Source organism: Nonomuraea africana, assembly GCF_014873535.1.
GTDB classification, from domain to species: Bacteria; Actinomycetota; Actinomycetes; order Streptosporangiales; family Streptosporangiaceae; genus Nonomuraea; species Nonomuraea africana.
This window is the reverse complement of record NZ_JADBEF010000001.1, coordinates 324,475-349,270: the sequence shown is the minus strand read 5'-3', so window position 1 is coordinate 349,270 and position 24,796 is coordinate 324,475. Positions and strand designations below refer to the sequence as shown.

Annotated in this window: 22 protein-coding genes and 2 pseudogenes; 11 read left to right on the top strand and 13 right to left on the bottom strand. The window is 68.7% G+C overall.

Annotated elements, in window-relative coordinates:
* The first annotated feature begins 8 nt into the window (after positions 1 to 8).
* The gene (locus H4W81_RS01555; RefSeq protein ID WP_225958396.1) at positions 9 to 1,952 is read left to right on the top strand and encodes a phosphopantetheine-binding protein; all 1,944 of its coding nucleotides are present in this window, start codon (positions 9 to 11) and stop codon (positions 1,950 to 1,952) included.
* Positions 1,949 to 3,022, top strand: a complete 1,074-nt coding sequence (locus H4W81_RS01550) for a saccharopine dehydrogenase NADP-binding domain-containing protein (RefSeq protein ID WP_192773137.1) — start codon at positions 1,949 to 1,951, stop codon at positions 3,020 to 3,022. The genes H4W81_RS01555 and H4W81_RS01550 overlap by 4 nt, the downstream gene beginning before the upstream one ends.
* A 408-nt stretch (positions 3,023 to 3,430) precedes the next feature.
* Here the strand turns inward: H4W81_RS01550 and H4W81_RS01545 are convergent, their stop codons facing one another.
* A complete protein-coding gene (locus H4W81_RS01545; RefSeq protein WP_192780544.1) occupies positions 3,431 to 4,504 on the bottom strand; it encodes an epoxide hydrolase family protein in 1,074 nt (357 codons plus the stop codon).
* Positions 4,504 to 5,202, bottom strand: coding sequence for an alpha/beta fold hydrolase (locus H4W81_RS01540; RefSeq protein ID WP_192773136.1), 699 nt, complete (start codon positions 5,200 to 5,202; stop codon positions 4,504 to 4,506). The genes H4W81_RS01545 and H4W81_RS01540 overlap by 1 nt, the downstream gene beginning before the upstream one ends.
* Positions 5,203 to 5,287: 85 nt before the next feature.
* Here H4W81_RS01540 and H4W81_RS01535 point away from each other — a divergent pair, with 85 nt between their 5' ends.
* Positions 5,288 to 6,241 carry a helix-turn-helix transcriptional regulator gene (locus H4W81_RS01535; RefSeq protein ID WP_192773135.1) on the top strand — a complete coding sequence of 318 codons (954 nt, stop codon included), beginning with the start codon at positions 5,288 to 5,290 and terminating at the stop codon, positions 6,239 to 6,241.
* On the opposite strand, the gene H4W81_RS46575 is transcribed toward H4W81_RS01535, so the two are convergent.
* Complete coding sequence (locus H4W81_RS46575) at positions 6,213 to 6,467, bottom strand: DUF418 domain-containing protein (RefSeq protein WP_225958394.1); 255 nt, start codon at positions 6,465 to 6,467, stop codon at positions 6,213 to 6,215. The genes H4W81_RS01535 and H4W81_RS46575 overlap by 29 nt on opposite strands.
* Here H4W81_RS46575 and H4W81_RS01525 point away from each other — a divergent pair.
* Positions 6,380 to 6,643: a hypothetical protein gene (locus tag H4W81_RS01525; protein ID WP_192781452.1), complete on the top strand. Its 264-nt coding sequence runs from the start codon at positions 6,380 to 6,382 to the stop codon at positions 6,641 to 6,643. The genes H4W81_RS46575 and H4W81_RS01525 overlap by 88 nt on opposite strands.
* A 105-nt stretch (positions 6,644 to 6,748) precedes the next feature.
* Here H4W81_RS01525 and H4W81_RS46570 read toward each other — a convergent pair.
* Positions 6,749 to 7,138: pseudogene (locus H4W81_RS46570) on the bottom strand (alpha/beta fold hydrolase).
* Between the two features lie 78 nt (positions 7,139 to 7,216).
* Positions 7,217 to 7,861 carry a TetR/AcrR family transcriptional regulator gene (locus H4W81_RS01510; protein ID WP_192773133.1) on the bottom strand — a complete coding sequence of 215 codons (645 nt, stop codon included), beginning with the start codon at positions 7,859 to 7,861 and terminating at the stop codon, positions 7,217 to 7,219.
* Positions 7,862 to 7,928: 67 nt separating this feature from the next.
* Between H4W81_RS01510 and H4W81_RS01505 the strand changes: the two genes are divergently transcribed.
* The 7 genes and pseudogenes from H4W81_RS01505 (at position 7,929) to H4W81_RS01475 (ending at position 16,009) form a co-directional block, all read left to right on the top strand.
* Positions 7,929 to 8,606 (top strand): SGNH/GDSL hydrolase family protein, encoded by a 678-nt coding sequence (locus H4W81_RS01505; protein WP_318781456.1) that lies wholly within the window; start codon positions 7,929 to 7,931, stop codon positions 8,604 to 8,606.
* 65 nt (positions 8,607 to 8,671) lie between these two features.
* Entirely contained in the window at positions 8,672 to 10,063 is a 1,392-nt protein-coding gene (locus H4W81_RS01500) for an MFS transporter (protein WP_318781455.1), read from the top strand.
* Between the two features lie 94 nt (positions 10,064 to 10,157).
* The gene (locus H4W81_RS01495; protein ID WP_192773131.1) at positions 10,158 to 11,348 is read left to right on the top strand and encodes an epoxide hydrolase family protein; all 1,191 of its coding nucleotides are present in this window, start codon (positions 10,158 to 10,160) and stop codon (positions 11,346 to 11,348) included.
* Between the two features lie 428 nt (positions 11,349 to 11,776).
* Positions 11,777 to 12,205, top strand: coding sequence for a zinc finger domain-containing protein (locus H4W81_RS46565; RefSeq protein WP_225958393.1), 429 nt, complete (start codon positions 11,777 to 11,779; stop codon positions 12,203 to 12,205).
* 153 nt (positions 12,206 to 12,358) lie between these two features.
* Positions 12,359 to 13,543, top strand: coding sequence for an alpha/beta hydrolase family protein (locus H4W81_RS01485; protein ID WP_192773130.1), 1,185 nt, complete (start codon positions 12,359 to 12,361; stop codon positions 13,541 to 13,543).
* A 502-nt stretch (positions 13,544 to 14,045) separates the two neighbouring features.
* Positions 14,046 to 14,261: pseudogene (locus H4W81_RS01480) on the top strand (EamA family transporter); the annotation flags it as partial.
* 602 nt (positions 14,262 to 14,863) lie between these two features.
* On the top strand, positions 14,864 to 16,009 hold the full coding sequence (locus tag H4W81_RS01475; protein ID WP_192773128.1) for a mandelate racemase/muconate lactonizing enzyme family protein: 1,146 nt from the start codon (positions 14,864 to 14,866) through the stop codon (positions 16,007 to 16,009).
* 40 nt (positions 16,010 to 16,049) lie between these two features.
* Here H4W81_RS01475 and H4W81_RS01470 read toward each other — a convergent pair whose 3' ends face one another.
* From H4W81_RS01470 to H4W81_RS01435, 8 genes are all read right to left on the bottom strand, one after another.
* A complete protein-coding gene (locus H4W81_RS01470; RefSeq protein ID WP_192773127.1) occupies positions 16,050 to 16,817 on the bottom strand; it encodes a sugar phosphate isomerase/epimerase family protein in 768 nt (255 codons plus the stop codon).
* Positions 16,814 to 17,821 carry a Gfo/Idh/MocA family protein gene (locus H4W81_RS01465; RefSeq protein WP_192773126.1) on the bottom strand — a complete coding sequence of 336 codons (1,008 nt, stop codon included), beginning with the start codon at positions 17,819 to 17,821 and terminating at the stop codon, positions 16,814 to 16,816. Before H4W81_RS01465 ends, H4W81_RS01470 begins: the two co-directional genes overlap by 4 nt.
* Positions 17,822 to 17,838: 17 nt before the next feature.
* Complete coding sequence (locus H4W81_RS01460) at positions 17,839 to 18,651, bottom strand: carbohydrate ABC transporter permease (protein ID WP_192773125.1); 813 nt, start codon at positions 18,649 to 18,651, stop codon at positions 17,839 to 17,841.
* Entirely contained in the window at positions 18,644 to 19,552 is a 909-nt protein-coding gene (locus H4W81_RS01455) for a carbohydrate ABC transporter permease (protein ID WP_192773124.1), read from the bottom strand. Before H4W81_RS01455 ends, H4W81_RS01460 begins: the two co-directional genes overlap by 8 nt.
* A complete protein-coding gene (locus tag H4W81_RS01450) occupies positions 19,549 to 20,823 on the bottom strand; it encodes an ABC transporter substrate-binding protein (RefSeq protein WP_192773123.1) in 1,275 nt (424 codons plus the stop codon). Before H4W81_RS01450 ends, H4W81_RS01455 begins: the two co-directional genes overlap by 4 nt.
* Before the next feature lie 28 nt (positions 20,824 to 20,851).
* A complete protein-coding gene (locus H4W81_RS01445; protein ID WP_225958392.1) occupies positions 20,852 to 21,973 on the bottom strand; it encodes a GntR family transcriptional regulator in 1,122 nt (373 codons plus the stop codon).
* A 102-nt stretch (positions 21,974 to 22,075) separates the two neighbouring features.
* Entirely contained in the window at positions 22,076 to 24,247 is a 2,172-nt protein-coding gene (locus H4W81_RS01440) for a fibronectin type III domain-containing protein (protein ID WP_192773121.1), read from the bottom strand.
* Complete coding sequence (locus H4W81_RS01435; protein ID WP_192773120.1) at positions 24,244 to 24,507, bottom strand: hypothetical protein; 264 nt, start codon at positions 24,505 to 24,507, stop codon at positions 24,244 to 24,246. The genes H4W81_RS01440 and H4W81_RS01435 overlap by 4 nt, the downstream gene beginning before the upstream one ends.
* Positions 24,508 to 24,796: the final 289 nt, after the last annotated feature.

Genomic DNA, 24,796 nt, shown 5'->3' with positions numbered 1-24,796 from the left:
GAGTGCCCATGAAGGAACTGGCCGAGATCTGGTCGGAGCTGCTCGACCTGCCACCCGAGGAGATCCCGCACGACACCGGCTTCCTGCGGCTGGGCGGCGACTCTGTTCTCGCGGTGCGCATGTCCGCGCTGGTGCGCAAGCGCCTCGGCGTCGCGCTCGCCCTGTCCGACGTGCGCGTGGACACCACGCTGGGTGAGCTGGCCGAGCTCGTCCGGCGGCGCGCGGCCGGTGGCCCCAAGGCCCGGGCCCTGCCGATCACGGTCACCCCACGCCCGGACCCGCACGCCGAATTCCCCCTGCTACCCCTGCAGCAGGGGTATTTCGTCGGTCAGCAGGACGGCTGGGAGCTGTCCTACGACTCGGCCCACTATTACCTCGACTATGCCCTGACCGGCGTCGACGGCGACGAGGCCGCCGACGCGCTCGTGGACGCGATCGAGCGGCTCGCCGCGCACCAGCCCACCCTGCGCGCGCGCGTCACCCCCGACGGCCGCCAGCACGTCCTGCCCGCCGACGCGCCCGGCGCCGTACCGCGGGTACGGGTGTACGACCTGCGCGAGGCGGACGCCGACGAGATCGCCACCACGCTGCGAAATGTGCGGCAGGAGATGAGCACCAGCGGCCCCGACCCCGTCCGCGGCCCGGGGCTGGACGTGCGGCTGACCTTGCTCCCGGATGGCCAGGGCAGGCTCCACCTGGGCCTGAGCCTGCTGATCTTCGACGGATGGTCGTCCAGCGTGCTCAGTCGCGATCTGCTCACCTTCGTCGCCGACTGGAACGCCGCCCTGCCACCACTGGAGATCCACTTCGGCGACTACGTGGCCTCGCTCGCCGGCCTGCCCGCCACCGAGGCGTGGAAGGCCGACCGGGACTGGTGGTGGTCCCGCCTCGACGCGCTTCCCGGCCCGCCTGCGCTGCCGCTGGCCGCCGACCCTCAGCAGGTGCGGCCGGTCACCATGGGCAACCGCGAGCATCGCTGGAGCGCCGATCGCTGGAGCGCGCTGCGGCAGCATTGCACCAGCCGCGGCGTCACCCCGTCGACCGCCATGCTCACCGCGTTCGGCGTGGTACTGGCCCGCTGGGCCGGACACCGCCGGATGGTGCTGAACTCCCTGCAGCTCAACCGGCTGCCGCTGCACCCCGACGTGCAGCGGGTCGTGGGCGCCTTCGCCGCCACCATGCTGCTCCCCCTCGACCTCGACCCGGCCGGCACGTTCGCCGAGCTCGCCACCACCGCGCAGGCGGCGTCCGGCGAGCACGCGGCACACAACCTGGTCACCGGAGTAGAGGTCGGCCGGGAGCTGGCCCGCCGCCGCGGCAGCTGGCGGCCGGTCGGGCCGGTTGTGTTCCAGAGCGTGCTCGGCGTCGACGCCGCCATGGGCGGCCACCCCCCGGAGGAGGCGGGGCCGCTGGGCCGGGTGGTCGCCTCCGATTACTTCCACCAGCTGCGCACCCCGCAGGTCGCGATCGAGGTGCGCTGCTTCGAGCTGGGCGCGGAGATGGTCGCGGTCTTCTCCCTCGTCGAGGAGCTCTTCGAACCCGATCAGGTGACGGCGGCCTTCGCCGAGTTCGTCGAACTGGTGGACGCGCTCGCCGACGGCTCAGGCTGGGATCGGGTACCGGGCCTGCCCGAAGCCGCGGAACCCGAGCGGGACGAGATGCTGCGTCTCGGCCTGCTGCCCGAAACGGCCGTCCGCCACCAGGAGGGACCGCCCGCCGACGACCTGGAACAGGCGGTCGCCGACGTCTTCGAGGAACTTCTGGAGGTCCCCGTGCTGGACCGCGGCGCCGATTTCTTCGGCCTCGGCGGGGATTCCCTGCTCGCGGTGCGGGCCGTGGTGCGCCTCGCCAAGGAGGCCGGAACGCCGGTTCCGGTGCGCGAATTCCTGGCCGATCCGACGGTGGCCGGCGTGGCGCTGGCCGTCCGCGCCCGTCTCGGAGACCAGCGGTGATCGGGCTGCTCGGCGCCACCGGTGCTGTCGGACGGACGGCCGTGCAGCGCATCGCGGCCTACGGCCTCGGCCCGTTGCGCGTGGGTGGCAGGGATGTGGCAGCCGCCGCCGACGTCGCGGGCTCCCTCCCCGGTACGGCCCACGCCGTGCGCGTGGACCTCGACGATCCCGGCCAACTGGCCGCCTTCTGCGACGGGTGCCGGATCGTGGTCAACTGCGCCGGGCCCACGTACCGGGTACTGGACACCGTGGCCCGCGCCGCATTCGCCGCCGGAGCCGACTACGTGGACATCGGCGGCGAGCTGGCCGCCAAGGACGCGCTCATCAGCCGCGCCATGGCAGGTGACCGGACCGCGGTGTTCTCCGCCGGAGTGATGCCGGGCCTGTCCGGGCTGCTGCCCAGGCTGCTGGCGAAGGGACGCCCGCTGCGCCGCCTCGACGTGTACGTGGGCGGCGCGGCCGTGTTCACACCCCTGTCCGCAGTGGACGCGCTACTGACCAGAGGGCCGAAATTCGGCACGCCGATGGCGGCCTGGCGTGAGGGCCGGGTCGAGCCGAACGCGCTCGCACCGCTGCAGGCAGTGCGGCTGCCGGGCTTCCCCGTCCCCGTGCACGCCTGGCCGTACCTCACCACCGAGGCGCAGACCCTGGCCGTCGACACCTGCGCCGACGAGGTGCGCTCCTACAACGTCTTCGTCTCCAACCGGCTCCCCGAAGCCCTCGCGGCGGCCTGGGCCGAAGTGGACGGCATCGATCCCGCCACGCTCACCCCGCACGCCGACTCCGTAGTGCGCGCCTCACTACAAGACAACGCCGACTTCGGCGCGTTCTACGTCATGCTCTTCACCGCCCGCCCCCGACCGGGTACGTCGCCCGGTCCCGGCCGGATCGTACTCACAGCCATCGACTCCTACGCGCTGAGCGGGGTGGTGATGGCGCTCGCCACTCGCGCCGTGTTCACCGGCTCCGTGCCCGCCGGCGTCCACCTGGCGGCCGAAATCCTGGATCCGGATGCCACCGCTGCCGAGCTGCGCCATGATCCACTGGTCGAAGACCTCACGGTCATGTGATCTTCCCAACGCGCTTGAACAGGCTTTCTCAAGGCCTCGGCTGAGGTAGTCAAAGGGGGGCCCCGGAAGAGTGCCCTGCCGATAATGCCATCCGTGCAGGTCATCCGGCTTGCCTGACTGCTCTCGTCGTCGTTGGCTCCGGCTCGGAAGGTACAGAGTCGCGGCAAGATGATCGCTTGTGCTTCTTCGCTTGGCCTACCTGACCGTCTCGAACGCCGCTACTACCGCTGGGAGATCGAGACAAAGACGTCGAGATTCTCGCCTTGCGCCACCAGATCACCGTTCTTGAACGGCAGCTCGGCGCGGACACCAGAGTGAGGTTTGCTCCTGAGGATCGCGCCTTCCTGGCCGCGCTCCTGTCTGCATTAGCGCAGGTCAGCGGTATTTCCGTGGGAAATTTCTGCATTGCTACCGGGACCCCTCGGCAGCGGCGAAGAACGCGCGGATGTCGTCGGCGAGGAGTTGGGGCGCCTCTTGCGCGGCATGGTGTCCGCCTCGATCGAATTCGCTCCAGTGCACGATCGCTTTGTGATCACGCTCGGCGAGGGCTTGGATGGAAGGGAAGAAGTCGTCGGCGAAGTGGGCCACGCCGAGCGGGAACGATGTCGGCTCGGCTGGCTGCTCGTTTCCGTAGTAGCCGGTCAAGGCCGCAGTGCCCGAGGTATCGGTCAGCCAGTAGATCGTCGCGTTGGTCAGGATGTAGTCGTCGCTCACCGAATCGCCGAACAACTGCAGGTTCCAGGCGAGCTGACCGGCCGGCGAGTCGGCCAGCGCGTGTGCGAGCGTCTGTGGCTGGGTGGACTGCAGCCTGAGGTAGGCGCCCCTTTCGGCCATGAAACGCTCCAGGGAGCGTACTCGCGCCAGATCGTCCTCCCCTAGTGCCGCCAGCTCCGCCCGATCGCCGGAGGGTAGGGAGAATATCTGGGTGACGTGGACTCCGGCGACGTGCTCGGGGTCGAGGCGGCCCAGCTCCACCGAGATGAGAGAGCCGACGTCGTTGCCGTGTACGCCGTATCGCTCATAGCCCAGCCGCCGCATCAGCTCGGCCCACGCCCTGGCGATACGACGGCGGTTCCAGCCCGGCTCACGCGGCGTACCGGAGAACCCGAATCCGGGGATCGAGGGGATGACGAGGTCGAACGCGTCGCTCAGCGGCGCTATGACGGGCAGGTACTCCACGACCGACATGGGCCAGCCGTGCGTGAGGATCAGCGGGAAGGCATCAGGCCGGGCTGAGCGGATGTGCAGGAAATGAACGTCCAGCCCGTCGATCTCGGTGGTGAACTGCGGGTGGGCGTTGATCCGCGCCTCCCATGCCCGCCAGTCGTACTCCTCGCGCCAGTACGCCACCAGCCTCCTGAGACGGTCGGCGGGCACGCCGTGATCCTTGCCGGGCAGCGGACGGGTGAACCGGGTCCGGGCCAGGCGATCGGCCAGGTCGTCCAGGCAGGCTTGCGGTATCTCCACGCGAAACGGCCGCATCACGTCCTGGCCGCCTTGTCGATCAGCTGGGCCAGCCCCACCGGCTTGGTGATCATCGGCCAGTGCCCGGTGTCGATGGTGACCAGGTCATGGCCTGGCAGGTGGGGCGGGTCGCCAAGATCGCCCAGGCACGCGATGAAGGTGCGCGGTAGCCCCTCCACCGCGCCGAGGTCGGCCGGCGCAGGGTCGCGGTAGGTGTTGATCGGCTGGCCGACTCCTCTGGCCCGAAGCCACTCCCGATCCTCGGCGGTGAGCCCGTGCTCGCCGAAGTTGGCGTCGATGACCTCGTCACTCATCACGGGTATCCGGCCGTCCTCGACGGTCTGCATGATCGCCTCTTCGACACCCGGCGGGGCGATGTCGAACAGCGTCTTACCCGCCTGCGGGAGAACGGCGGCGAGGTAGACGATGCGGGCGATGCGGTCGGCGATCCTGTTGGCGGCGATCGTCGCCGGAGCGCCGGCGTAGGAGTGTGCGACGAGTACGACGTCCCGCAGCCCGGCGACCTCGATCGCGGCTGCGATGTCGGTGGCGTGCGTGGTGAGGGTCGTCGTCGCCGAAGCGAGGTGCGCGCGCTCACCGAACCCGGTGAGCGTCAGTGGATGGACGTCGTGACCGGCTGCGGTCAGCACCGGTGTGACCCGCTCCCACGCCCAGGCGCCAAGGAACGAGCCACCGACGAGAACGATGGTGGACATGGCCGACTCCCTTTCGATCAAGTTTCGATGGGAGGAAGGCTAGAAGTAATTGTGGACGCTTTCTGCCCTGTTTAGAATGCCGCTCGTGTCCCGACCCGCGACCCGCGTTCTGGCGCTGCTCGAGCTCCTGCAGGATCGCGGACTGGTGTCCGCCGACGAACTCGCCCGGCGGCTCGAGGTCGACGCCCGAGCGGTTCGCCGCTACATCACCGCCCTGCGCGAGCTCGACATCCCCGTTGAGTCGGTTCGCGGCCGGTACGGCGGTTACCGGCTCTCCCGCAGTTACCGCGTGCCCCCGCTGATGCTCGCCAACGAAGAGGCGGTCGCCGTGGTGGTCGCACTGGCCACCGCAAGCCGGCGAGAGAACGTCGGCGAACCCACCCCGACCGACCGCGCGCTCATCAAACTCAACCGCGTCCTGCCCGTGGCACTTCGTGAACGCGTGCAAAGGCTCGCCGCTGCAACCTCCGTCTCCAGCGCGAGCCCGCTCGCGCCGGAGCCAGAGCTGGCATTGACGCTGGCCGCAGCCGTGCACGCGCGCCAGACCGTCCGGATCGAACACGCCCATCGCGTCCGCGACGTGGACCCCTATGGGCTCGTGGTTCATACGCGCCACTGGTATCTGGTCGGCCACGACCACCTACGCGACGCCATCCGCATGTTCCGCCTGGACCGGATCACCGACGCCACCGAGCTGCCACGCCGGTTCACCCCACCGGAAGGCTTCGATCCGAAGGCGCACGTGCTGCACGCGCTGACGCTCGGCGCGTGGACACACCGCGCCGAAATCTGGCTCGACACCGACCTGGCCACCGCCCGAACCCGGCTTACGGCCACCTTCGGCGAGCTGCAACCATGTGCGGAAGGCGGAGTGTTGCTGGTCAGCGGAGCAGAAGACCTGCCGGCAATGGCCCGGATACTCGCCGGCCTGCCCTGGCGATTCACCATCAGGACCCCTCCCGCTCTTGCCGCAGCGCTCGCCGCCCACGTCACGGCCCTCACCGAAGCCGTCACACGCTCACGCCACGCCCAGCCATGACCACAACAGGGATGCCCGTATCCGCTGGGCGGTGGGCCCAGGTGGCCCAGCGCCAGAGCCACTCGATGGGGCCCTGGCGGTAGCGGCGCAGCCAGAGGATGGAGAACAGCCCAGGAACACCGCCGTCAAGAACTGGGCGTGGCGATGTGCGTGGTCGAGGCGGTCGTGCTCGCCACGGGCGCGCTGCTGCTGCTGCGGAAGACGGCCGGACTCCGGCTGATCGCAACAGGTGGCGCCGGGGTGACTATGCAAGCGGTGCACACCATCGTGTCGTGGCGCTATTTGGTGTCGCTGAGCGCGCTGGGCTTCCTCACCCTGACAGACTGCCGTCGCGGCGACTGCCGCTGCGCTCATGGCCGTGCCCCCGTCCACCGGCCGCTGGTGCGCCAACGCCGAAGCTAGAGGACCGGCCACGGGCCGCCATCCGCCACCCCACGGGTCATGGTTCGTTCGCGCGCAAGAACAATGCCCTCCGCTCGGGTCCGTGCTAGTGCCGGCTTCCCTGCATCAGGAGGTCTCCGCAGCGAGCACCACAAGGCGGTCGACCCGATCCGGGTAACGGTTGGCCATGTCGATGGCCACCATCGCGCCGAGATCATGGCCCGCTACGACGGTGCGCTCCCAGCCGAAGGCGTCAAACAGGCCGATCAGGTCCGCGTTGAACGCCGCGAAGTCCTAGAAGCCGTCCGGCGCGAAATCCGAGTCGCCGTAGCCGCGAAGGTCCGGCGCGACGACGTCGAAGCCGGCCTCAGCCAGCGGCTCGATGTTGTGGGACCAGATCAAGCTCGTGCAGGGAAAGCCGTGCAGGAGAAGCAACGGCACGCCGCCGTGGCCGCTGCGTCGAACTGCCAACCTGTGGCCCTCGCTGACCGTGACAAGGATAGGAGAAACGGGCATAGCGCACATGCTCGCACGGGCTACTGACAGTGGGCGCGGCGGCTCACCAGGTGGGATCCGGGGTGTGGTGACAACGGGTCAGCGGTGAGGCGTGAGGAATCCGTCGACCACGCGACGGACCTTGTTCACAGCGTCATCGTCGCCGAGGCGCAACGCGATGTTCGCGGCGGTGAGCATCGCGTCGATCTGGAAGGCCGCGAGATCGACGTCCAGGTCGGCGATCTCCCCGACGTCGACGGCGTGTCGCAGCTCGCCGGCGATGAGAGCGAGCCAGTCCTGGTGTTGACGGAGCAGCACGTCACGGACCTGTCCCGGCCGGCTGTCGAAGTCGGCGAGGTTCGCCACCCAGAAGCAGCCGCCGGCGAACAGCGGTGTCTCAGCGTAGGAGATCCAGTGTTCTGTCAGCGCGCGCAGCCGGGTGGCACCGCGTGGCGTGGCCGACGCGGGTCGCACGACCGCGTCGAGGAACGCCTCGCGCGCCGACGCGACGGCGGCGAGCTGCAGTCTCTCCTTCGTCCCGAAGAGGGTCGCGACGCCGCTCTTGCTGAGCCCGAGGTCGGTGGCCAGCCGGCCGATGCTGAGCCCGTTGAGCCCCTCCAGCGACGCGACGTCGGCGGCGTGGCGAGCGATCGTCTGCCTGGCCCGCGCGCCACGCAGGCGGCGCTGGTCGGATGTCTCCGCGCCGGCTCGATCGGACCCCGGTTGTTGCTCCAGCTCGCTCATGTTCCCATCCTGTCACGCCTTGCCGTATACGTACGAACGATCGTACGTTTACTTTGTGACTATCGCAGTGAACCTCCTCACCGAAGAGTCCGATCCGTTCTGCCTGTCGCCGGCGAGCGCCGCGGGGCTCCTCGCCGGCGCGCCTTGGCGTCGATTCGCCACGATCGGCGACAGCCTCTCGGCCGGGACCGGAGATCCAAGCCCGGGCTACGCCAACCTCGGGTGGGCTGATCGTGTCGCGGACATCCTTCGCCGCGTGCATCCCGATCTGGCCTACCTGAACACCGCGGAGATCGGGGCGACGACCGCCAGGACACTGGCGACGCAGACGGACCGGATGATCGCATTCGGCCCCGACCTGGTCCATGTGCCCTGCGGGGCGAACGATCTGTTTCATCCGGAGCCCGACTTCACCGCCATCGAGCGGACACTGCGGCGCGTGTTCGAACTCGCCGCGGGCACCGGCGCGCAGCTGACGACGTTCACGCTGGGCAGGGCCTTCGTGGTGCCGAGATTCCCGGACTGGCACGACCGGGTGCGCGCGCTCAACGCGATCACCCGCGAACTGGCTCTCCACCACGATGCCGTGCTCGTCGACATGTGGAGCCACCCGGTCAACTCCCGTCCGAACCTGCTGAGCCCGGACCGCGTTCATTTCTCCACGTCAGGCCAGGCCGTGATGGCCTCCGAGCTGGTCAAGGGACTCGCGCGCGTGCTCGGCACGCATCGCGAGACGAGCGGATGAACGTCACAAGGGCAAACGCCCGAACCACCGCGCCGCCGGCCGCCGCCCCCACACCGTGGGCAGCGGTGTCGATCGTGTTGGTCGGCGCGTTCATGGCGACCCTCGACTCCTTCATCGTCATCGTCGCCGGGCCGGCGATCCAAGCCGACCTCGGCGCATCCGGCGGCGAGCTGCAATGGATCCTGGCTGGCTACCAACTCACCTATGCGGTGTTCCTCGTCACCGGCGGCCGCCTCGGCGACATGTGCGGGCGCAAACGTATGTTCATCGCCGGCATGACACTGTTCACCCTGGCCTCGGTCGCGTGCGCCCTCTCGCCAACAGCTGCCGGCCTTGTCGCGGCCCGTCTCATCGAGGGCCTGGGAGCCGCGTTGATGCTCCCCCAGGTCTACGCCGTCATCACCGTGCTGGTCGGAGAGAAAGACCGGCACCGCGCCTTCGGCATGCTCGGAGTCGTGATCGGGCTCGCCAGCATCGGCGGCCAACTCGTCGGCGGCCTGCTGATCGGCGCCGACCTGTTCGGCTCCGGCTGGCGATCGGTGTTCTGGATCAACCTCCCGATCGGGCTCATCACCGTCCTGCTCGCGGCCAGACACCTACCGGGATCCCGGGCGGAGCTCCCCCGCACGCTCGACGTCCCCGGGGTCGTGGTTTTCAGCGCCGCGCTGTTCCTGCTCGCCTTCCCGCTCATCCAGGGCCACGAAGCGGGCTGGCCCTGGTGGACGTGGGCCAGCCTCGCCGCGAGCACCCTCGGCTTCGCCCTCTTCGTCCAGATCGAACGCAGGACCGGCGATCGCGGCGGCGACCCCCTCCTGAGGATCTCCCTCTTCGCCACACGGTCATTCTCCGTCGGCATCGTCCTCATCCTCGCCATCTACGCCGTCCTCACCTCCTACTACCTCGTCCTGTCGATCACGCTGCAAGACGGACTCGGCATGTCGGCCCTCGGGGCAGGACTGGTCTACGCCCCGGCGGCGGCGACCTTCTTCGTCTTCAGCGTGATCGCGAGCAGACTCGTACCGAAGCGCGGCCGCCGCGTCCTGGAGATCGGGGCGATCGTGCTCACCGCCGGCTACGCGTCCACCGCGATCGTCTTGACCGGCGGCCTCCCGTTCACGCCAGGGTTGATCATCCCGACACTCATGCTGCAAAGCGCCGGTGGCGGACTGCTCATCACCCCGTCGCTCAACGCGGTCCTGACCCGAATCGACCCCAAGGACGCGGGCGTCGCCTCCGGAGTCCTCTCCACCGCCCAACAGGTCGGCAGTGCACTTGGCGTCGCCATCATCGGAATCGTGTTCTTCAACTCCTTCGATCCCTCCGCACACGACAAAACCGAGGCGGCAGCGCACGCATTGGCGATGTCCTCGCTATTCACCCTCATCGTCGCGATCATGGCGACCGTCCTGGTGTGCCTACTGCCCAACAGCCCCCGCGCTGCCACCGACACGAAATGAAAAGGACCCTCAGCCGCCCAGGGAGTGACCTGGCGGGACACGGCCTCTCGCCCTACGGATCTAGCTGTAGGAGGCGGACATAGCATTCGTGGGCATGACGACGTTGGCTGATGAGAGCATTCACCCGTTCCGTATCGACATACCTCAGAGCGATCTGGACGATCTTCACGAGCGCCTCGACCGGACCCGCTGGCCCGACGAACTGCCGGGTGTGGGCTGGGCGTACGGCATCCCGCGCGGCTACCTGAAGGAGCTCGCGCACTACTGGCGGCACGTGTACGACTGGCGGGCCGCGGAGGCTGCGCTGAACCGGTGGCCGCAGTTCACCACCACGATCGATGGCGCGAATATCCACTTCGCGCACCTTCGCTCGCCCGAACCAGACGCGACCCCGCTGCTCATGACGCACGGCTGGCCCGGCTCGATCGTCGAGTTCGCCGAGGTCATCGGTCCGCTCACCGACCCGCGAGCCCACGGCGGCGATCCCGCCGACGCATTCCACCTGGTGCTGCCGAGTATCCCCGGATTCGGGCTGTCCGGGCCCACGAGGGAGACAGGCTGGGAGTTCCAGCGGGTGGCCGCCGCGTTCGCCGAGCTGATGAAGCGCCTCGGTTACCCGCGTTACGGGGTGCAGGGCGGCGACTGGGGAGCGCTCATCTCCCGGGAGCTCGGCCGCACCCGGCCCGACCGGGTCATGGGCGTACATCTGAATCTGCTCCCGAACTCGTTCCAGGCCCAGGAGCCCGGCGCGGACGAACTGGAGGCGCTGAGCCCGGTTGAGCGCGAGCGCACGCTGGCTTCCTGGGAACGTATCCGGGCGTGGAGTCGTGACCGTCAGGGGTACGCCGACATCCAGGCCACCCGGCCGCAGACGCTGGCGTACGGCCTGACCGACTCGCCGGTGGGCCAGCTGGCGTGGATCGCCGAGAAATTCAAGGAGTGGACGGATTCCGAGGACCGCCCGGAGGACGCCGTCGACCGTGACCAGATGCTCACCAACGTGATGCTGTACTGGCTGACCGGTACGGCCGGCTCGTCCGCCCGCATCTACTACGAGCGCGCGCACGCGGCCTACTGGGGCACGCCGCCCGAGCCGTCGACCACCCCGACCGCGCTGGCCGACTTCCCACGGGACAACTTCATTCCGCTGCGGCACATCGCGGATCGGACGAACAACATCAGACAGTGGACGCAGTACGACCGGGGCGGGCACTTCGCGGCCATGGAGCAGCCGGGTTCACTGGTCAGTGACGTACAGGCATTCTTCCGTAAGCTCCGACACTGACTCCGGCCCCTTACCCAGCCCGACGACGCCAGCCAGCCTGGTACCGCAAACACGTGGCCAAGAAGTGGGGACTACTAAGAAATATCCCTTGAGTTCCTTGGAGCCTCTTCGGCCTCCTAGCACAGGACCTGGGCTTAGATGCTGACGCTCCGGCTTTTTCGAAATGCCGCCCTGGCGGAGCTGCGGTAGGTCCGGGATGTGGCGGCCGCGGCCTCCGCGGGCGGCTCAGCCGACGCCACACCGTCCGCTCGGCCAGATCCAGCCGGGCCGCCGTCGCGCTCACCTTGGCCGTGATGAACTCACCCCGATCACTCAGCCGCCACAGCCAGTGCAGCGCCGTCTCCCATTGCTCCGGTGTCGGCGTGCATCTCTGGCGTCGAGCCTTCTCACAAACGAGCGATTCCGAGAGAAGATCACCAGCAGGCCGCATGGGACGGCTGGAGGCCTCGAATCCTTCTCGCAACCCTTTCTCACTCAAGTTCTCGACCGAGGTCGCCGGCGATTTCGGTACCGCCGACGACGTTACCCGTGACGCCGATGAGGTCGAACGTCACTCCTGTCCACGGTGCGACGTCGAGCCCGGATCGCCTTGCCGGTCGCGGTCCGGCGCCGTCGCCGGCACCTATGACACCGGCCGGTTCACCAAGGTGGCCCGGCTGGCCAAGCGGCTGCGCGTCCAGACCCCTGCCGACCGCAGGCCCGGCCAGCCCTGGCGGCCCGGCACCCCTCCGCTCGCCCCGGTCGGCCCCGACCGGCCCGCGGCCGACATCCGCATCGGCCGCTACCATCCTCCGCTTCGACGAGGAAACATGCCCGGCCAGCATCGCAGTGATCCAGGCGGACGGCCATCGAGTTGATCATTAGCTGGACGACTCAGTTCGGGACGAAAGTCGCCCACGCGTCTCCGATTCAGGATGTATCCGCCGCGGCGTCCCGCTACGAAAGTCGTATCCCATAATGGATCTTTGGGGCGAGGTGAACCCCGGCCATGTGCCAGGAGCATGGTCGCCATGTCAAAGACGACCATCCGCGGCGCGTGGGCCGCTGGTATCGCGTTGCTCGCGTTCGCGACACTGCCCACGGCCGCTCACACCGCCGAACCGCCCTTGCCCTCCGCTTCGCGGACCTCACCGTCCCCTGCCTCGCCGTCCGTCCTGCCCAAGCCGACCGGTTCCCACCGGGTGGGCACGACCACGCTGCACCTGGTGGACGACTCCCGCCCGGACCCGTGGGTGCCCGAGGAGAAGGCGCGCCAGCTCATGGTGTCGCTGTGGTACCCGGCGAAGGCGTCCACCCGACGGCGGGCGCCGTACATGACGGCGGAGGAGTCGGCGCTACTGCTGAAGGGGCAGAAGATCACCGGCGTGCCCGGAGACACGTTGAGCAGGACCCGGACCAACGCGATCGCCGACGCCGCGCCGGTCGGCCGCAGGCGGAGTCTGCCCCTCGTCGTGCTGTCGCCGGGGTTCACCATGCCCCGCTCCTCGCTGACGATCATGGCCGAGGATCTGGCGAGCAAGGGGTACGTCGTGGCGGGGATCGACCACACCTACGAGTCCTTCGGCACGAGCCTTCCCGACGGGCGCACCGCGACCTGCGTCGCCTGTGCCGAGCAGGAGAAGGAGGTCTGGAAGTTCGGCGACAAGGCGACCAGGGGCCGTCAGGCGGACATCGCCTTCGTGCTCGACCGGCTGACCGGGCGACGTCCCGCCTGGCAGGGCGGCGAGCTGATCGACCGCTCCAGGATCGGGGTGGCGGGGCACTCCCTGGGCGGCAGCAGCGCCGCATGGACCGTGCTCAACGACTCCCGGGTGAAGGCCGGCGTCAACATGGACGGCCCGTTCTTCGTCCCGGCTCCCGACAAGGGGCTCGCCCGCCCGTTCCTGATGATGGGCGCGGGGAAGGTCCACGAGCCCGGCGGGAAGGACTTCACGTGGGGGCGTGATTGGAAGCGCATGACGGGCTGGAAGCGCTGGCTCACCGTGGACGGCGGAGACCACGGGTCCTTCACCGACTATCCGCTGCTCCTGGAGCAGGGCGGCATCGACCTCGGCACCCCGCTCTCCGGGTCCCGCGCGGTGGAGATCACCCGCAAGTATGTGGGTGCGTTCTTCGACCTGCACCTCGGTGGGCGACTCCAGCCGCTGCTCGACCGGCCCTCCCGGCGCTACCCCGAAGTGAGGTTTTGGCGCTAGCCCCGTTTTCCGCACGTCGAGGTAATTGAAGATCGTTGAGTTTGCTGTGCTGATCGTCGGCACGGTATGACCTGGGCTCGTGAGACAGCGTGCGCAGTGGGGCCAGGCCAGCATCGAGAAGATGCTCGGAGCGTTGCCGGTGGTGGCCGAATTTTGCTCGCGGTTACGGATCCGGGAGCTGATCGATGCGGCCTGCCCGGTGCGAGATACCGCGGAGCTGACGTGGCCAGCGGCGCGGGCCTGACGGTGCTCCTCGCCTACCTCGTGACCCGCGGTGGCGCCGGTGGATTCGCGCTGGGCGGCGGCGATCTGGCGATGTTCGGCGCGACCTGCTGCTCCGCGCTGGCCTATGTCCTCGGCGCCGACCGGGCGAAGGTCATCGGCGCCCCGCAGAGCATGTGCTGGACCCTGGTCGTTCTACTGCCACTGAGCATCCCCGCGGGCATCGTCACCGCGGTCATCCAGGAGCCGGCCTGGACCGTTCGCAGTACCGTCGGGCTTCTGTACCTCGCTTGCCTCGACGTTGCTCGGGTACTTCGCGTGGTACGCCGGTCTCGCCCGAGGCGGCATCGCACGCGTCGGCCAGGTGCAACAAATCCAGCCGATCCTGACCATATACTGGTCCGCCCTGTTCTTCGCCGACGCGCTCGACCCGCTGACCTTCGTCGTCGGCACGGTGGTCGCGGTACTGGTCGCCATCGGACAACGCGTCCGCTGACAGCCCGCCACGGAGGATTCCCGGCCGCCACCACCCGGGGGCCGTTGACGGATGTTGGGGCTGAAGCCCCGGCCCGGCGGGGGCGCGGGTCGCATCGCGTCCCCGCGTCCATACTTGATCCTTCCTAGCCCGGGCCGACGCTCCACTGACAGCGCGCCGGCATCACGTGGCGAGAGAACGCACCGCGCTGGGGGTGGACAGCCAGAAGGCTGCTGCCCAGCCACGCGCCCGGCGCCTGGGTGGCCGGGGGCACCGCAAGGCGGCGTGAGCGATGTACAAGGACAACGACGGCCGGTTCCTGGAAGACGCGCCAGTGCTCGTGCGATACCCCCGACGACTGCCAGGACCGGGAGACATGACCGTGGCTGCCAGGCAGCATCCTCGGGCGTGCGGCAAGATCCTCGCCATCTTGGCCGGCTTGGGAAATCCCACGCCGTCCTGCCCGCCCTTCCGCCCGGGTCAACAGGCAGGAGGATGCCACGCAGATCAAGCACACCCAGCGTTCGCGTTATCCGGATCGACGATGAGGAGGAATTCCTCTGGTAAATAGTGAAAATAGCGCATTCCTGGTAATTTGGGGACCGGACTAGATTGGGAGAGCTATGGAAGCGCTGGTTATTGAGCGCGTTGAGACTTATGTCGTGAGATTGCCTGCCATTCGGTCGTTTGGAATTTCGGGGGGCAGCGTCACCAAGGCGGGTAAGCCGACCGAGCGGGTGCTGGTCAAGGTGACCGCGGGCGGGTTGTCCGGGTGGGGTGAGGCCACGCCCACTCCGGCTTGGACCTATGAGACCGTGGAGACGATCTCCACGACCATCGCGGGCTACCTGGCGCCCGCTCTGATCGGGCGCCCCGCCTGGGATCTCGACGGCGCCGTGGCGGTGTTCGACAAGACGATCAATCGCGGGCTGACCATCGGCTCGCCCATCGCCAAGTCAGCGCTCGACCTGGCCCTGCACGACTTGCTCGGTCGGGCGCTCGGGCAGAACGTGGGCGTGCTGTGGGGCCAGCGCAGGACCGAGCGGATCCAGTTGGGCTGGATCGTGTCGGGTCAGACGCCTGATGAGGTACGGCAGGCGGTGCGGGAAGGCCAGTCCGAGGGCTATCAGGCTTTCAAGGTCAAGGTGGGGTTGCACGACGAGTCAACCGACGCCGCCGTGGTGGCGGCGGTACGGCAGGCCGCGCCGAGCGCGCCGATCTGGGTGGACGCCAACCAGGCCTATTCGGTGGACGGCGCGTTGCGTATGGCGCGCAGGCTGGTGGATCTCGACGTGATCGCGTTCGAGCAACCGCTGCCCGCCAACGACTTCACGGGGTTGCGGCGGCTGCGCGATCATAGCCCGCTGCCCGTGGCGCTGGACGAGAGCTTGCGCCATCCGTCCGATCTGGCGACGTTCGTGAAGTTGGACGCGGTGGACATCGCGATCGCGAAGGTGCAGCGTTCGGGCGGGCTGGTGTTGTCGCGGCGGCTGTGCCAGCTGGCCGAGGACGCGGGGTTGCGGCTGATGGGTTCCGGGCTGACCGACACCGATCTGGGGTTCGCCGCCTCCTTGCACCTGTTCGCGGCCTTCGGCATCGACACGCCGGTCGATCTCAACGGGCGCCAGTTCGTGCGATCGGCGTACGTGACGGAGGCGACGGTGGAGGTGAAGGACGGGGTGGCGAGCGTGCCGACCGGTCCCGGCCTCGGTGTCGAAGTGGACGAGGAGGCGGTGCGCGGGCTTGCCGTACAGACCTGGAGCACGTAGCGGAAAGGTCCGGCCGGGAGGCCGGACCTTTCTTTTCTTTTCAGCTGAGCAATGACCGGAAAGCGAACAACGCCTCACTGAGCGGAGGCACATCCGGATACCATGCTTTTTCCCATTCAAGAGCGAGATATCCGGAATAGTGGATGCGGTCCAGCTCACGCAACACGCCCGCCACCCCGATACTCCCCTTACCGGGCAATACCGGGTCGAGGACCGTGGGGGAGGCCGCGTCCTTCACCTGCACGTGCATCAGGTGAGGCGCCAGTGCCGATGCGGTGACGGCGGCCTCCTCTCCAGCCCGCCACGGGTTGACCAGATCCCACAACGCGCCAATCCTCGGGGAGCCCACCCCGTCGAGCACGCCGGCGATCGCAGTACCGGTGAGGAAGACGTCGTGCGTCTCCAGCACCACACGTACCCCGTTGTCCGGCAGCCGCTCGGCCACCTCGGCGAGCCTCCGAGTCGCGGCGGTGGCCGGGTCGGGCTGCCCCTCCACCCCGCCGAAGACCCGCACGAAGGGCGCGCCGAGCGCCTCGGCGATCTCGACGTGCCGCAGCACCTCTGACACCGGGTCGCCGTCCGGCCTGGCGATGCGGGTGTAGCCGCACACGGCCACGATCTCCACCCCGGCCTCCTGGAAGACCCGGGTCAGGGGTTCGAGCTCTTCCGGGCGGGAGTCCGGCGTGATGAGCTCGCCGTCGGCGCAGCGCAGCTCCACCCCGGCGCAGCCGTACTCGGCCGCGAGCGCGAGCACTTCGCCAACGGGCGCCCCCGGCACCCCGAGCGTGCTGAACGCGAGCGGTCTCATCGGGTCTCCTTCACATCGACGGTCCCGCCCGAGCGGGCGGAAGCGTACAGGGCGAGCGCGGTGTCCAGCACGGACAGGCCGTACTCACCGGTGACCTCGGGCACGCCGCCACCCAGGCAGGCCCGCGCGAAGTCCGACAGCTGGGCGGCGAAGGCGAGGGCCATCTCCCCGCGCTCCGATGCAGCCACCTGGGTGGCGACGCCGCCGCTGTACGACCAGACGCCGTCGCCGCGGCTGATCCGCAACGCGCCCCGCTCGCAGACGATCTCTGTCTCGTCGGTGAACGGCAGCCCGGTGCCCGTGACAGAGAGCGTGGCGCGCACGCCGCTCTCGTGCTCCAGCAGCGCGACCGCCTCCGTCTCGACCTCGACCGCACCGGATCCGGCTACGTGCCCGGTGACCCTGACGACGGGCGAGCCGACGAGCATCTGCAGCTTGTCGATGCTGTGCGTGCCAACGTTGAGCACGATCCCGCCACCCGCCATCTGCGCGTCGAGAAACCAGCGTGGCCGGTCGGTGTCGGCGTAGTCGGAGGTGCGCCGCTCGGCGGCCACCACGACCTCGCCGAGCTCGCGAGAGCGCAGGTAGTCGGCGGCGGAGCGGAGGGTGGGCACGAAGCGCAGCACGTGACCGACGGCGCACAGGACGCCAGCCCTCGCGCACGCCTCGATCATGCGCACTGCGTCGGCGCGCGTGGTCGCGATCGGCTTCTCCACCAGCACGTGCAGCCCGGCCGCTGCGGCGTCGAGGGTGATGGGGGCGTGCAGGGCGTGCGGTACGGTCACCACGACCGCGTCGAGCCCGCCCGCCTCGATCATCGGGAGATGGCCCGGGTAGGCCCTGGCGCCGGCCTCGGCCGCCACCTTCTCCGCCGCCTCCGTCCGTACGTCGCAGACCGCGACGATCTCCACGCGGGAGCCGAGTCTGCGTGCGGCTGCGACGTGGAGCTCGGAGATCGTGCCCGCGCCGATGAGGCCCAGACGCAATCTGGAAGTAGTTGCCACGATGTCCTTCCCTGAAGTCAGCCCTTGATTCCCGCGGACATGGCGCCACGGACGAAATATCGCTGGGCCAGCACGAACACGATCAGCATCGGCAGCAGGCTCATCATCGCCGCCGCCGTGACCAGTTGGTCGTTGCCGAGGAACTCGCCCTTGAGGCTCATCACGCCGATGGGCAGCGTGTAGTTCTCCGGCGAGGTGAGGTAGATCGTCGGCTCGAGCACCGCGCTCCACGAGGCCATGAAGGTGAAGACCGACAGGGTGGCCAGCGCGGGCTTGGCGAGCGGCAGGTGCACGCGCCAGAACACCTGCCACGGGTTGGCCCCGTCGAGGGAGGCGGCCTCCTCGAAGTCCTTGGGAATGCCGAGGAAGGTCTGCCGCATCAGGAAGATGCCGAACGGCGTCGCCAGCCAGTAGGGCACGATCAGCGGCAGCATGGTGTCGAGCCAGTCGAAGGAGCGGAACAGCACGAAGCTGGGCACGATCGTGATGACCGTGGGCAGCATCATGGTGCCCAGCGCAGCGGTGAGCAGCACCTGCCGCCCGGGCAGCCGCATGCGAGCCAGGGCGTGGCCGACCATCGCGCTGGTCAGCACGTTGCCGGCGACGGCGAGTACCGCGATGACCAGGCTGTTGAGCAGGTAGCGGCCGAAGGGGGTGCGCCGCCAGACCTCGGCGTAGTTGTCCCATCGCGCCGGGCTGGGTACCCATACCGGGGGGATCTGGATGTACTGGGCGAAGCTCTTCAGTGAGTTGCCTGTCGCGGCCAGGAATGGCACCAGCATGACCAACGCCCCGAGCAGCACCACGATGTAGGCGACGGTCCTACGCATAGTGCACCCACCTGCGCTGCAGCCTGAACTGCACCAGCGTGAGCCCGAGCACCAGCACGAACAGCACCCACGCGATGGCCGAGGCGTAGCCCATCTGGAAGAACTGGAAGCCCTGCCGGTACAGGTAGAGCACCGTCAGCTCGCTGGCGCCGTTGGGGCCGCCGTTGGTCATGACGAAGATCTGCTCGAAGGCTTGCAGGGTGGTGATCGAGGTGAGGACGAGCACCAGAAACGTGGTGCCGGAGATGCCGGGCATGGTGACGTAGCGGAAACTCTGCCAGGCCGAGGCGCCGTCGATCCTGGCCGCCTCGTACCGCTCCTGCGGGATGTTCTGCAGGCCGGCCAGAAAGAGCACCATCATGTAGCCCACGCCCTTCCACACGCCGACCGCCGCCAGCGTGGGTATGACCAGCGCGGAGTCCTGGAGCCAGTCCTGCGCGGGGAAAATCTGGTTGGCGATGCCGAACTGCGGGTTGAACACGGCGTCCGCGACGTAGGCGATGACGACCCACGACGAGACGACCGGCACGAAGTAGGCGGCGCGGATCAGCGCGACCGCGCGCAGCTTCTGATTGAGCGCCACCGCCAGCAGCAGGGCCAGGATCGTCTGCGCCGGCACGAACAGCACCGCGAAGTAGGTGGTGTTGCCCAGCGTCTGCCAGAAGATCCGGTCGGTGAAGAGCCTGGCGAAGTTGTCGAAGCCGACGAATCTCGGCGGGGTCACCAGGTCGTACTCGGTCATGCTGAAGTACAGCGAGGCGAGCACCGGCCAGGCCGTGAGCGCGACCAGATGCAGCAGGTACGGCGAGGCGAAGGCGAGCGCCCAGACCCGCTCGTCGGCCCTGCCCCGCCAGGCCGTCGGACGCGGCGGAGCCTTGTCCGCCGTGAGCACGGCCGTCATTTCGGCTGGCTCGCGATGAAGCGGTCGATGGCCTGCTGCGCCTCGTTCTGCCCGGTCGCCAGCGCGTCAGCGACGGGCGTGGTGCCGGACAGCGCCTCGTTGACCCGCTTGGTCAGCGCTTCCGTGTACTCCGACCAGACGGCGTTGGTGCCGAGATCGTCAGCGTCGGCGAGCGCGTCGAGGAAGACACCGGGTGTCTCGGCCGCTGCGACCCTCTTGTTGATCGGGATGGCCTCGCCGAGCTTGGCCCACCGCTTCTGCGGGCCCTCACCGGAGAAGTAGGTGATCCATTTCCAGGCGGCGTCCGCCTTGGCGCCCTGGGCGGTCTTGCTGATCACCCAGGAGTTGACGATGGCCACGTTGCCTCGGCCGGCCTGGCCCTTGGGCAGCGGCGCCACCCCGTAGTCGACGCCCGCGTTCTTGGCCGTCAGGCTGCGCGCGTAGATGCCGTAGGACATGGCCACCCGTCCGGTCGCGAACATCGCGTGCGGGCTTCCCATCGAGTGGGTGTTCACCACGTCGGGCGCGAAGCCGCCCTCGCCCATCGCGGTGCGCATCCACTCGAGCGCGGCCACCGACTGCGGGCTGTTGATGATGACCTTGCTGTTGCCGTCGCTGACGATGTCACCGCCGAACGCCTTGATGATCGGCCACCAGCTCTCGGTGAAGCCGGGAGAGTAGGCGCGCAGGCCGTACAGTTCGGGCTTGCCGTCGCCGTTGGCGTCCTTGGTGAGCTTCTTGGCGGCGGCGGCGAGGTCGTCGTAGGTCCACTCGGCCGTCGGCTCTTCCACCTTGGCCTCGGCGAACATCTTCTTGTTGTAGAAGAGCACCGGCGTCTGCGCGCCCTGCGGAAAGCCGAAGACCCGCCCCTTGGCGTCCTTGGCCAGGTCGAGGCCGTGGAAGTCGGCGGCGTTCACGCCTTTGATCCGCTCGCTCAGGTCGGTGAGCGCGTTGCGCGCGGCGAACTCCTGCACGAGCACGCCGTCGGACAGCCACACGTCGGGCGCCTTGCCGCCGGCGATCTGGGTGCGCACCCGCTGGAAAAACTGCATGTACGGCGCGACCTCCAGCTCCACCCTGATCGACGGGTTGGCGGCCTGGAACTCCTTGATCAGCTCCCGCATGGTCTTGTCGGCGGGGTCTCCGGCGGCGGCGTAGAAGCCGAGCCGGATGGTCACCGGGCCGGATTCCTGGCCGGATCCTGAGCAGGCGGCCGTGCTTGCGACGGTGAGAACGGTCGCCAGCCCGAAAACGAGCATGCGAAATCTCATGGTCGTGCTCCTTGGGGGTCTCTAGCGATCAGGTGGGGACGCGGACCTCGACGAGCGCGCCGGCGGCCGCGCCGCAGGAGGCTCGGACGGCGAGCCTGGGCTGCAGCACGACGCGGCAGACGGGCGCGACGGGTCCCAGTTCGATGCGGCGGAGCAGCACTTCGGCCGCCATACGGCCGACCTCCTCCTTGGGCGGAGAGACGGCGCTGATCGGCACCTCCGCCAGGTCGGCGACCTCGTCGTCGTAGGCCATCAGCGCGACCTCGTCGGGGACGGACAGCCCGACTCTGCGCAAGTACGGCAGCAGCGCGGTGGCTTCGCGGTCGCCGAGGCAAACGACGCCGCGCACCTTCTCCCTGACGCACTGGTTGGCGTATGCGAGGAGGTCGGGTCCGGTCCAGGAAGGCTGTCTGGCCACGGCCGCCGGAAGCTCCGGCAGGCCGAGATCGGCGATCGCACGGCGGTAACCGTCGAAGAGCTGTTCCGAGGTGGCGGTGCCGATCCTGCCGAGGTAGCCGATCCGGCTCCTGCCGAGGCCATGGAGATGCTGGACGGCGGAGTAGCCGCCGCCCAGCACGTCGGTGCAGACGTAGGAGGTGGGATCGGCCAGGCTGGGATCCTGCGGCCGGCGCTCCACCAGCACGTACGGCACGGGCAGCGAGCGCAGCCCGGCCAGGTGTGCCGCCGGGTCGTCGCTGAGGTGCAGGTTCGGCACCAGGAGCAGCCCCGAGATCCCGGCATCCACGAGCTGCCTGGTCTGCGCCAGCTCCACGTCGAGGTCGTAGTCTGAGCAGGCCAGCACGAGTTGAGCGCCCGCGGCGCTGACCGCTCGTTCGATGCCCTGCACGACTCGAGGGAAGTAGTAGGTGGTGGAGGGGACCAGTACGCCGATGAAGCGCGGCCGGGTCATCCCGCTCGCGACAGGACCGGCGGTCACGAACGTTCCCGAACCCTGCTTTCGGCGTACCAGCCCCTCCTCCACCAGGAGGTCGACCGCTCGCCGCACGGTGTTGACGCCGATGGCGTAGGTCTTCGCCAGTTCGGTCTCTGTCGGTAGCCTGCCGCCCACAGGCCACTGACCCTGGGCGATTTCCTGTCGCAGCCGTGCGGCGAGAGTGCGGAATCGTCTCCCTCGGGGGAGGGAATTCATTCCATTTAATGCCTCCATAACGGGATTCTTCTCGGCACAAATCAGGGTGTCAATCCCTTATTCACTCCTATTTTCGGCATTTATAGGAATGAATTCCTTCTCTCACCACCTATAGGTAATGTCGCGATCGCGGTCGTAGGCGGCTGCCCAGTAGCCGCCGGGCACGCTCATCCTGTGCACCAGGAAGCCGACCTCGCCCGAGGACTGCTTGAGCGTCTCGGAGTCGGCGGTGGCCCAGCCGTCGGCTCCCGCGAGGACGGTGACGTAGCGGCCCGCCGACAGGGTGAACCGGCCGCGTACCGTGGCCGCGACGGGCTCGCCCGTCCGCAGGTCGGTGACGCGCAGCCGTACCCTCGCCACTCCGCCCGCCCTGGTGACGGCCATGGATCGGACGACCACCGGCCTGAGGTTGGTCGCCGCCGTCGTCACGGCGACGGGCGCGGAGGCGGGACCGCGTCTGCCTGCCACGTCGACCGGGACGATCCGGTAGTGATACGTGGTGCCCGGCAGCAGACCCACGTCGGTGTGGGCGAGCCCGCGCGCCCTGGCCGCCATGGTCTCCGGTCCGGGGGTGAACCCTGCCTCGGTCGACCGGTGCACCTCGTACGCCTCGACCTCGGTGTCGTCGGAAGCCCTGCCGTACGACAGGTCGACGCTCGCATGGTCGAAGGCCATGGCCACGGGCGGGGTGGCGACGCCCGAAGGCGGCGCGGAGTCCGCGGGGATGGGCGGGAATTCGGCCGACGGCCCCCAGACGGTGGGCAGCGCGCGGATGGAGTCGTAGTGGTGCATGGCGACGCCCGCGAACGCCGGAGAGGCGGCGAAGGCTTGGTAGACCTGCCCTAGCTCGGCCTCCATGAAGGTCCTGCCCTCTTCCCTGAACGTGATGCTCGAGGGATCGCCGCTGGAGGCGATGTCCAGCGTCTCCACGCCGACCACGACGGACAGCGGCTTGCCGATACGCTCGGCGAAGGCGAGCTCGGTCGCCGCGTGCGCGACGATGCCGGCGCTGCCCAGCGCCTGGTCTCGGTAGTCCATGATCGCGATGTAGTCGGACATGGCCTGGATGTGCTCCGCCATGCTGCGCGTCGCACCGCCGTACGAGATGCCGGTGCAGCACGCCGAGGTGTCCAGCCAGCGCGGTACGGCCGGCCCGAACAGCAGCGGCTGTCCCGACGCGTCCCGTCGCCTGATCATCGCCCGCAACGTGTCCAGCCACTGGATCTGAACCTCGGGCTTGGCCGTGCCGAACCACGGCAGGCTGTACGGCTCGATGTCAACGTTGATGCCGTCGAAGCGCTCCTCCGGCTTGGAGGACAGGTTGTAGTTGAGCACCCGCTCCATCTCGCCCACCGCACGGTCGCGGTAGCGGGGCAGTGCGCCGAGGTACGGCGGGCGGGTCCCGCCGGCCACGGTGGCGTGCACCTTCATGCCCCGCCCGTGTGCCCAGGCCAGCACGTCGCGCAGCTCCTGACGGGCGTCCTCCAGCAGATCCCTGCCCGCGTAGGTGTCGACGCCCAGGTAGAGCGTGGTCACCTCGGGCACGGCGGTCTCCAACAGGCGGCGCGATCCAGGGTTGAGCACGAGGTTGTAGGAAGCCTGCTCCCACATCCATATCGCCCTGTCCTGCTTGTGTGGCGCCGGGCGCTGCGGACTCGCCTTACCGAGCGCCACGTAGCGGGTGGCCGACCTGGTGGTGTCACCGTCGGCGCCGACAACCTCCGCCTCGATGCTCGCCATCACGTCGCCGTACTGTCCAGGGTTGATCAGCGTGACGAATCGCCCGTGGGCGCCCGCTGCTCGCCGCCATGGTCCGCCGTTGATTCGAACCCGGACCACGCGGGCGTCGGCGCTGGCCGAGATCCGCACCGGCGTGGGCTGGGTGAGCCTCGCGCCGTCCGCGGGTTCGGTGATGCCGACTCGAGGGGCCGGGTCACCCACCCTGATCTGGACGGGTGCAGACCACACGCCGTAGCGGGTGGCCGCATTGGTGGCCTTGGCGTAGATCTCCACCTCGCCGTCGAGACCGCCGGTGTCGAACTCGTGCGACCAGGACCCGCTGTCGTCGGCATTGTCGTCCTTGGTCCTGACACGCTCGATCCGGCGGCCGTCGACGACGAGCGTCACGTCGTAGGCACCCGTAAAGCGCCCGACCAGTCGTACCACCCCGTGCTCTGCGACAGCGGAGTCGATCGTCACGGCGGGCCCTTCCGCGGCTGGAACAGGAATCGCCATGGTGGCCGCGAGCGCGAGCGCGGCGACCATCAGGATCACAGTTTCCGCCAGGCGTCGTAGTGGCGGATCGCGACGCCCGCGTAGGAGGGCTCGATCCCTGCCCCGTGCGCCCTGGCCTTCAGAGTCTGGAGCAGTGGCAGGCCGGAGGTCACGTCACGGAGGACGGAGCCGAAGATCTCCTTGAAGCCGTGCTGGACGGACCAGTCGACGACAACCGCCGACGCGGTCGCCCTGCCCCACAGCCAGATCGCCCGTGCCAGTGAAGCGTCAGCGGCGGCTGGGGATAGCGTCGGTAACATCACGAGGATTGCGCGTACCATCTCGTCGCCTTTCGGAAAGAAATTCACGCCGAATGAAGAGCATGAATCTGTGAGATTGGCGAAAGGATAACTCCGAAATAGTGTGCGATAAATAGCATGAATTCGCGCCTGTGACCGACGCAGAACAGCTTTCGACGGCTGCGGCCCAGCCGTCGCGGTCGCCGCCCGCACCCATCACCGTCGCTCCGGAGCAGTCGCTTTGGGTCACGCACCAGTCTGCGTCTACGAACATGACGATCAGGACGGCTGCTCGTGGCGGTGCGTATGG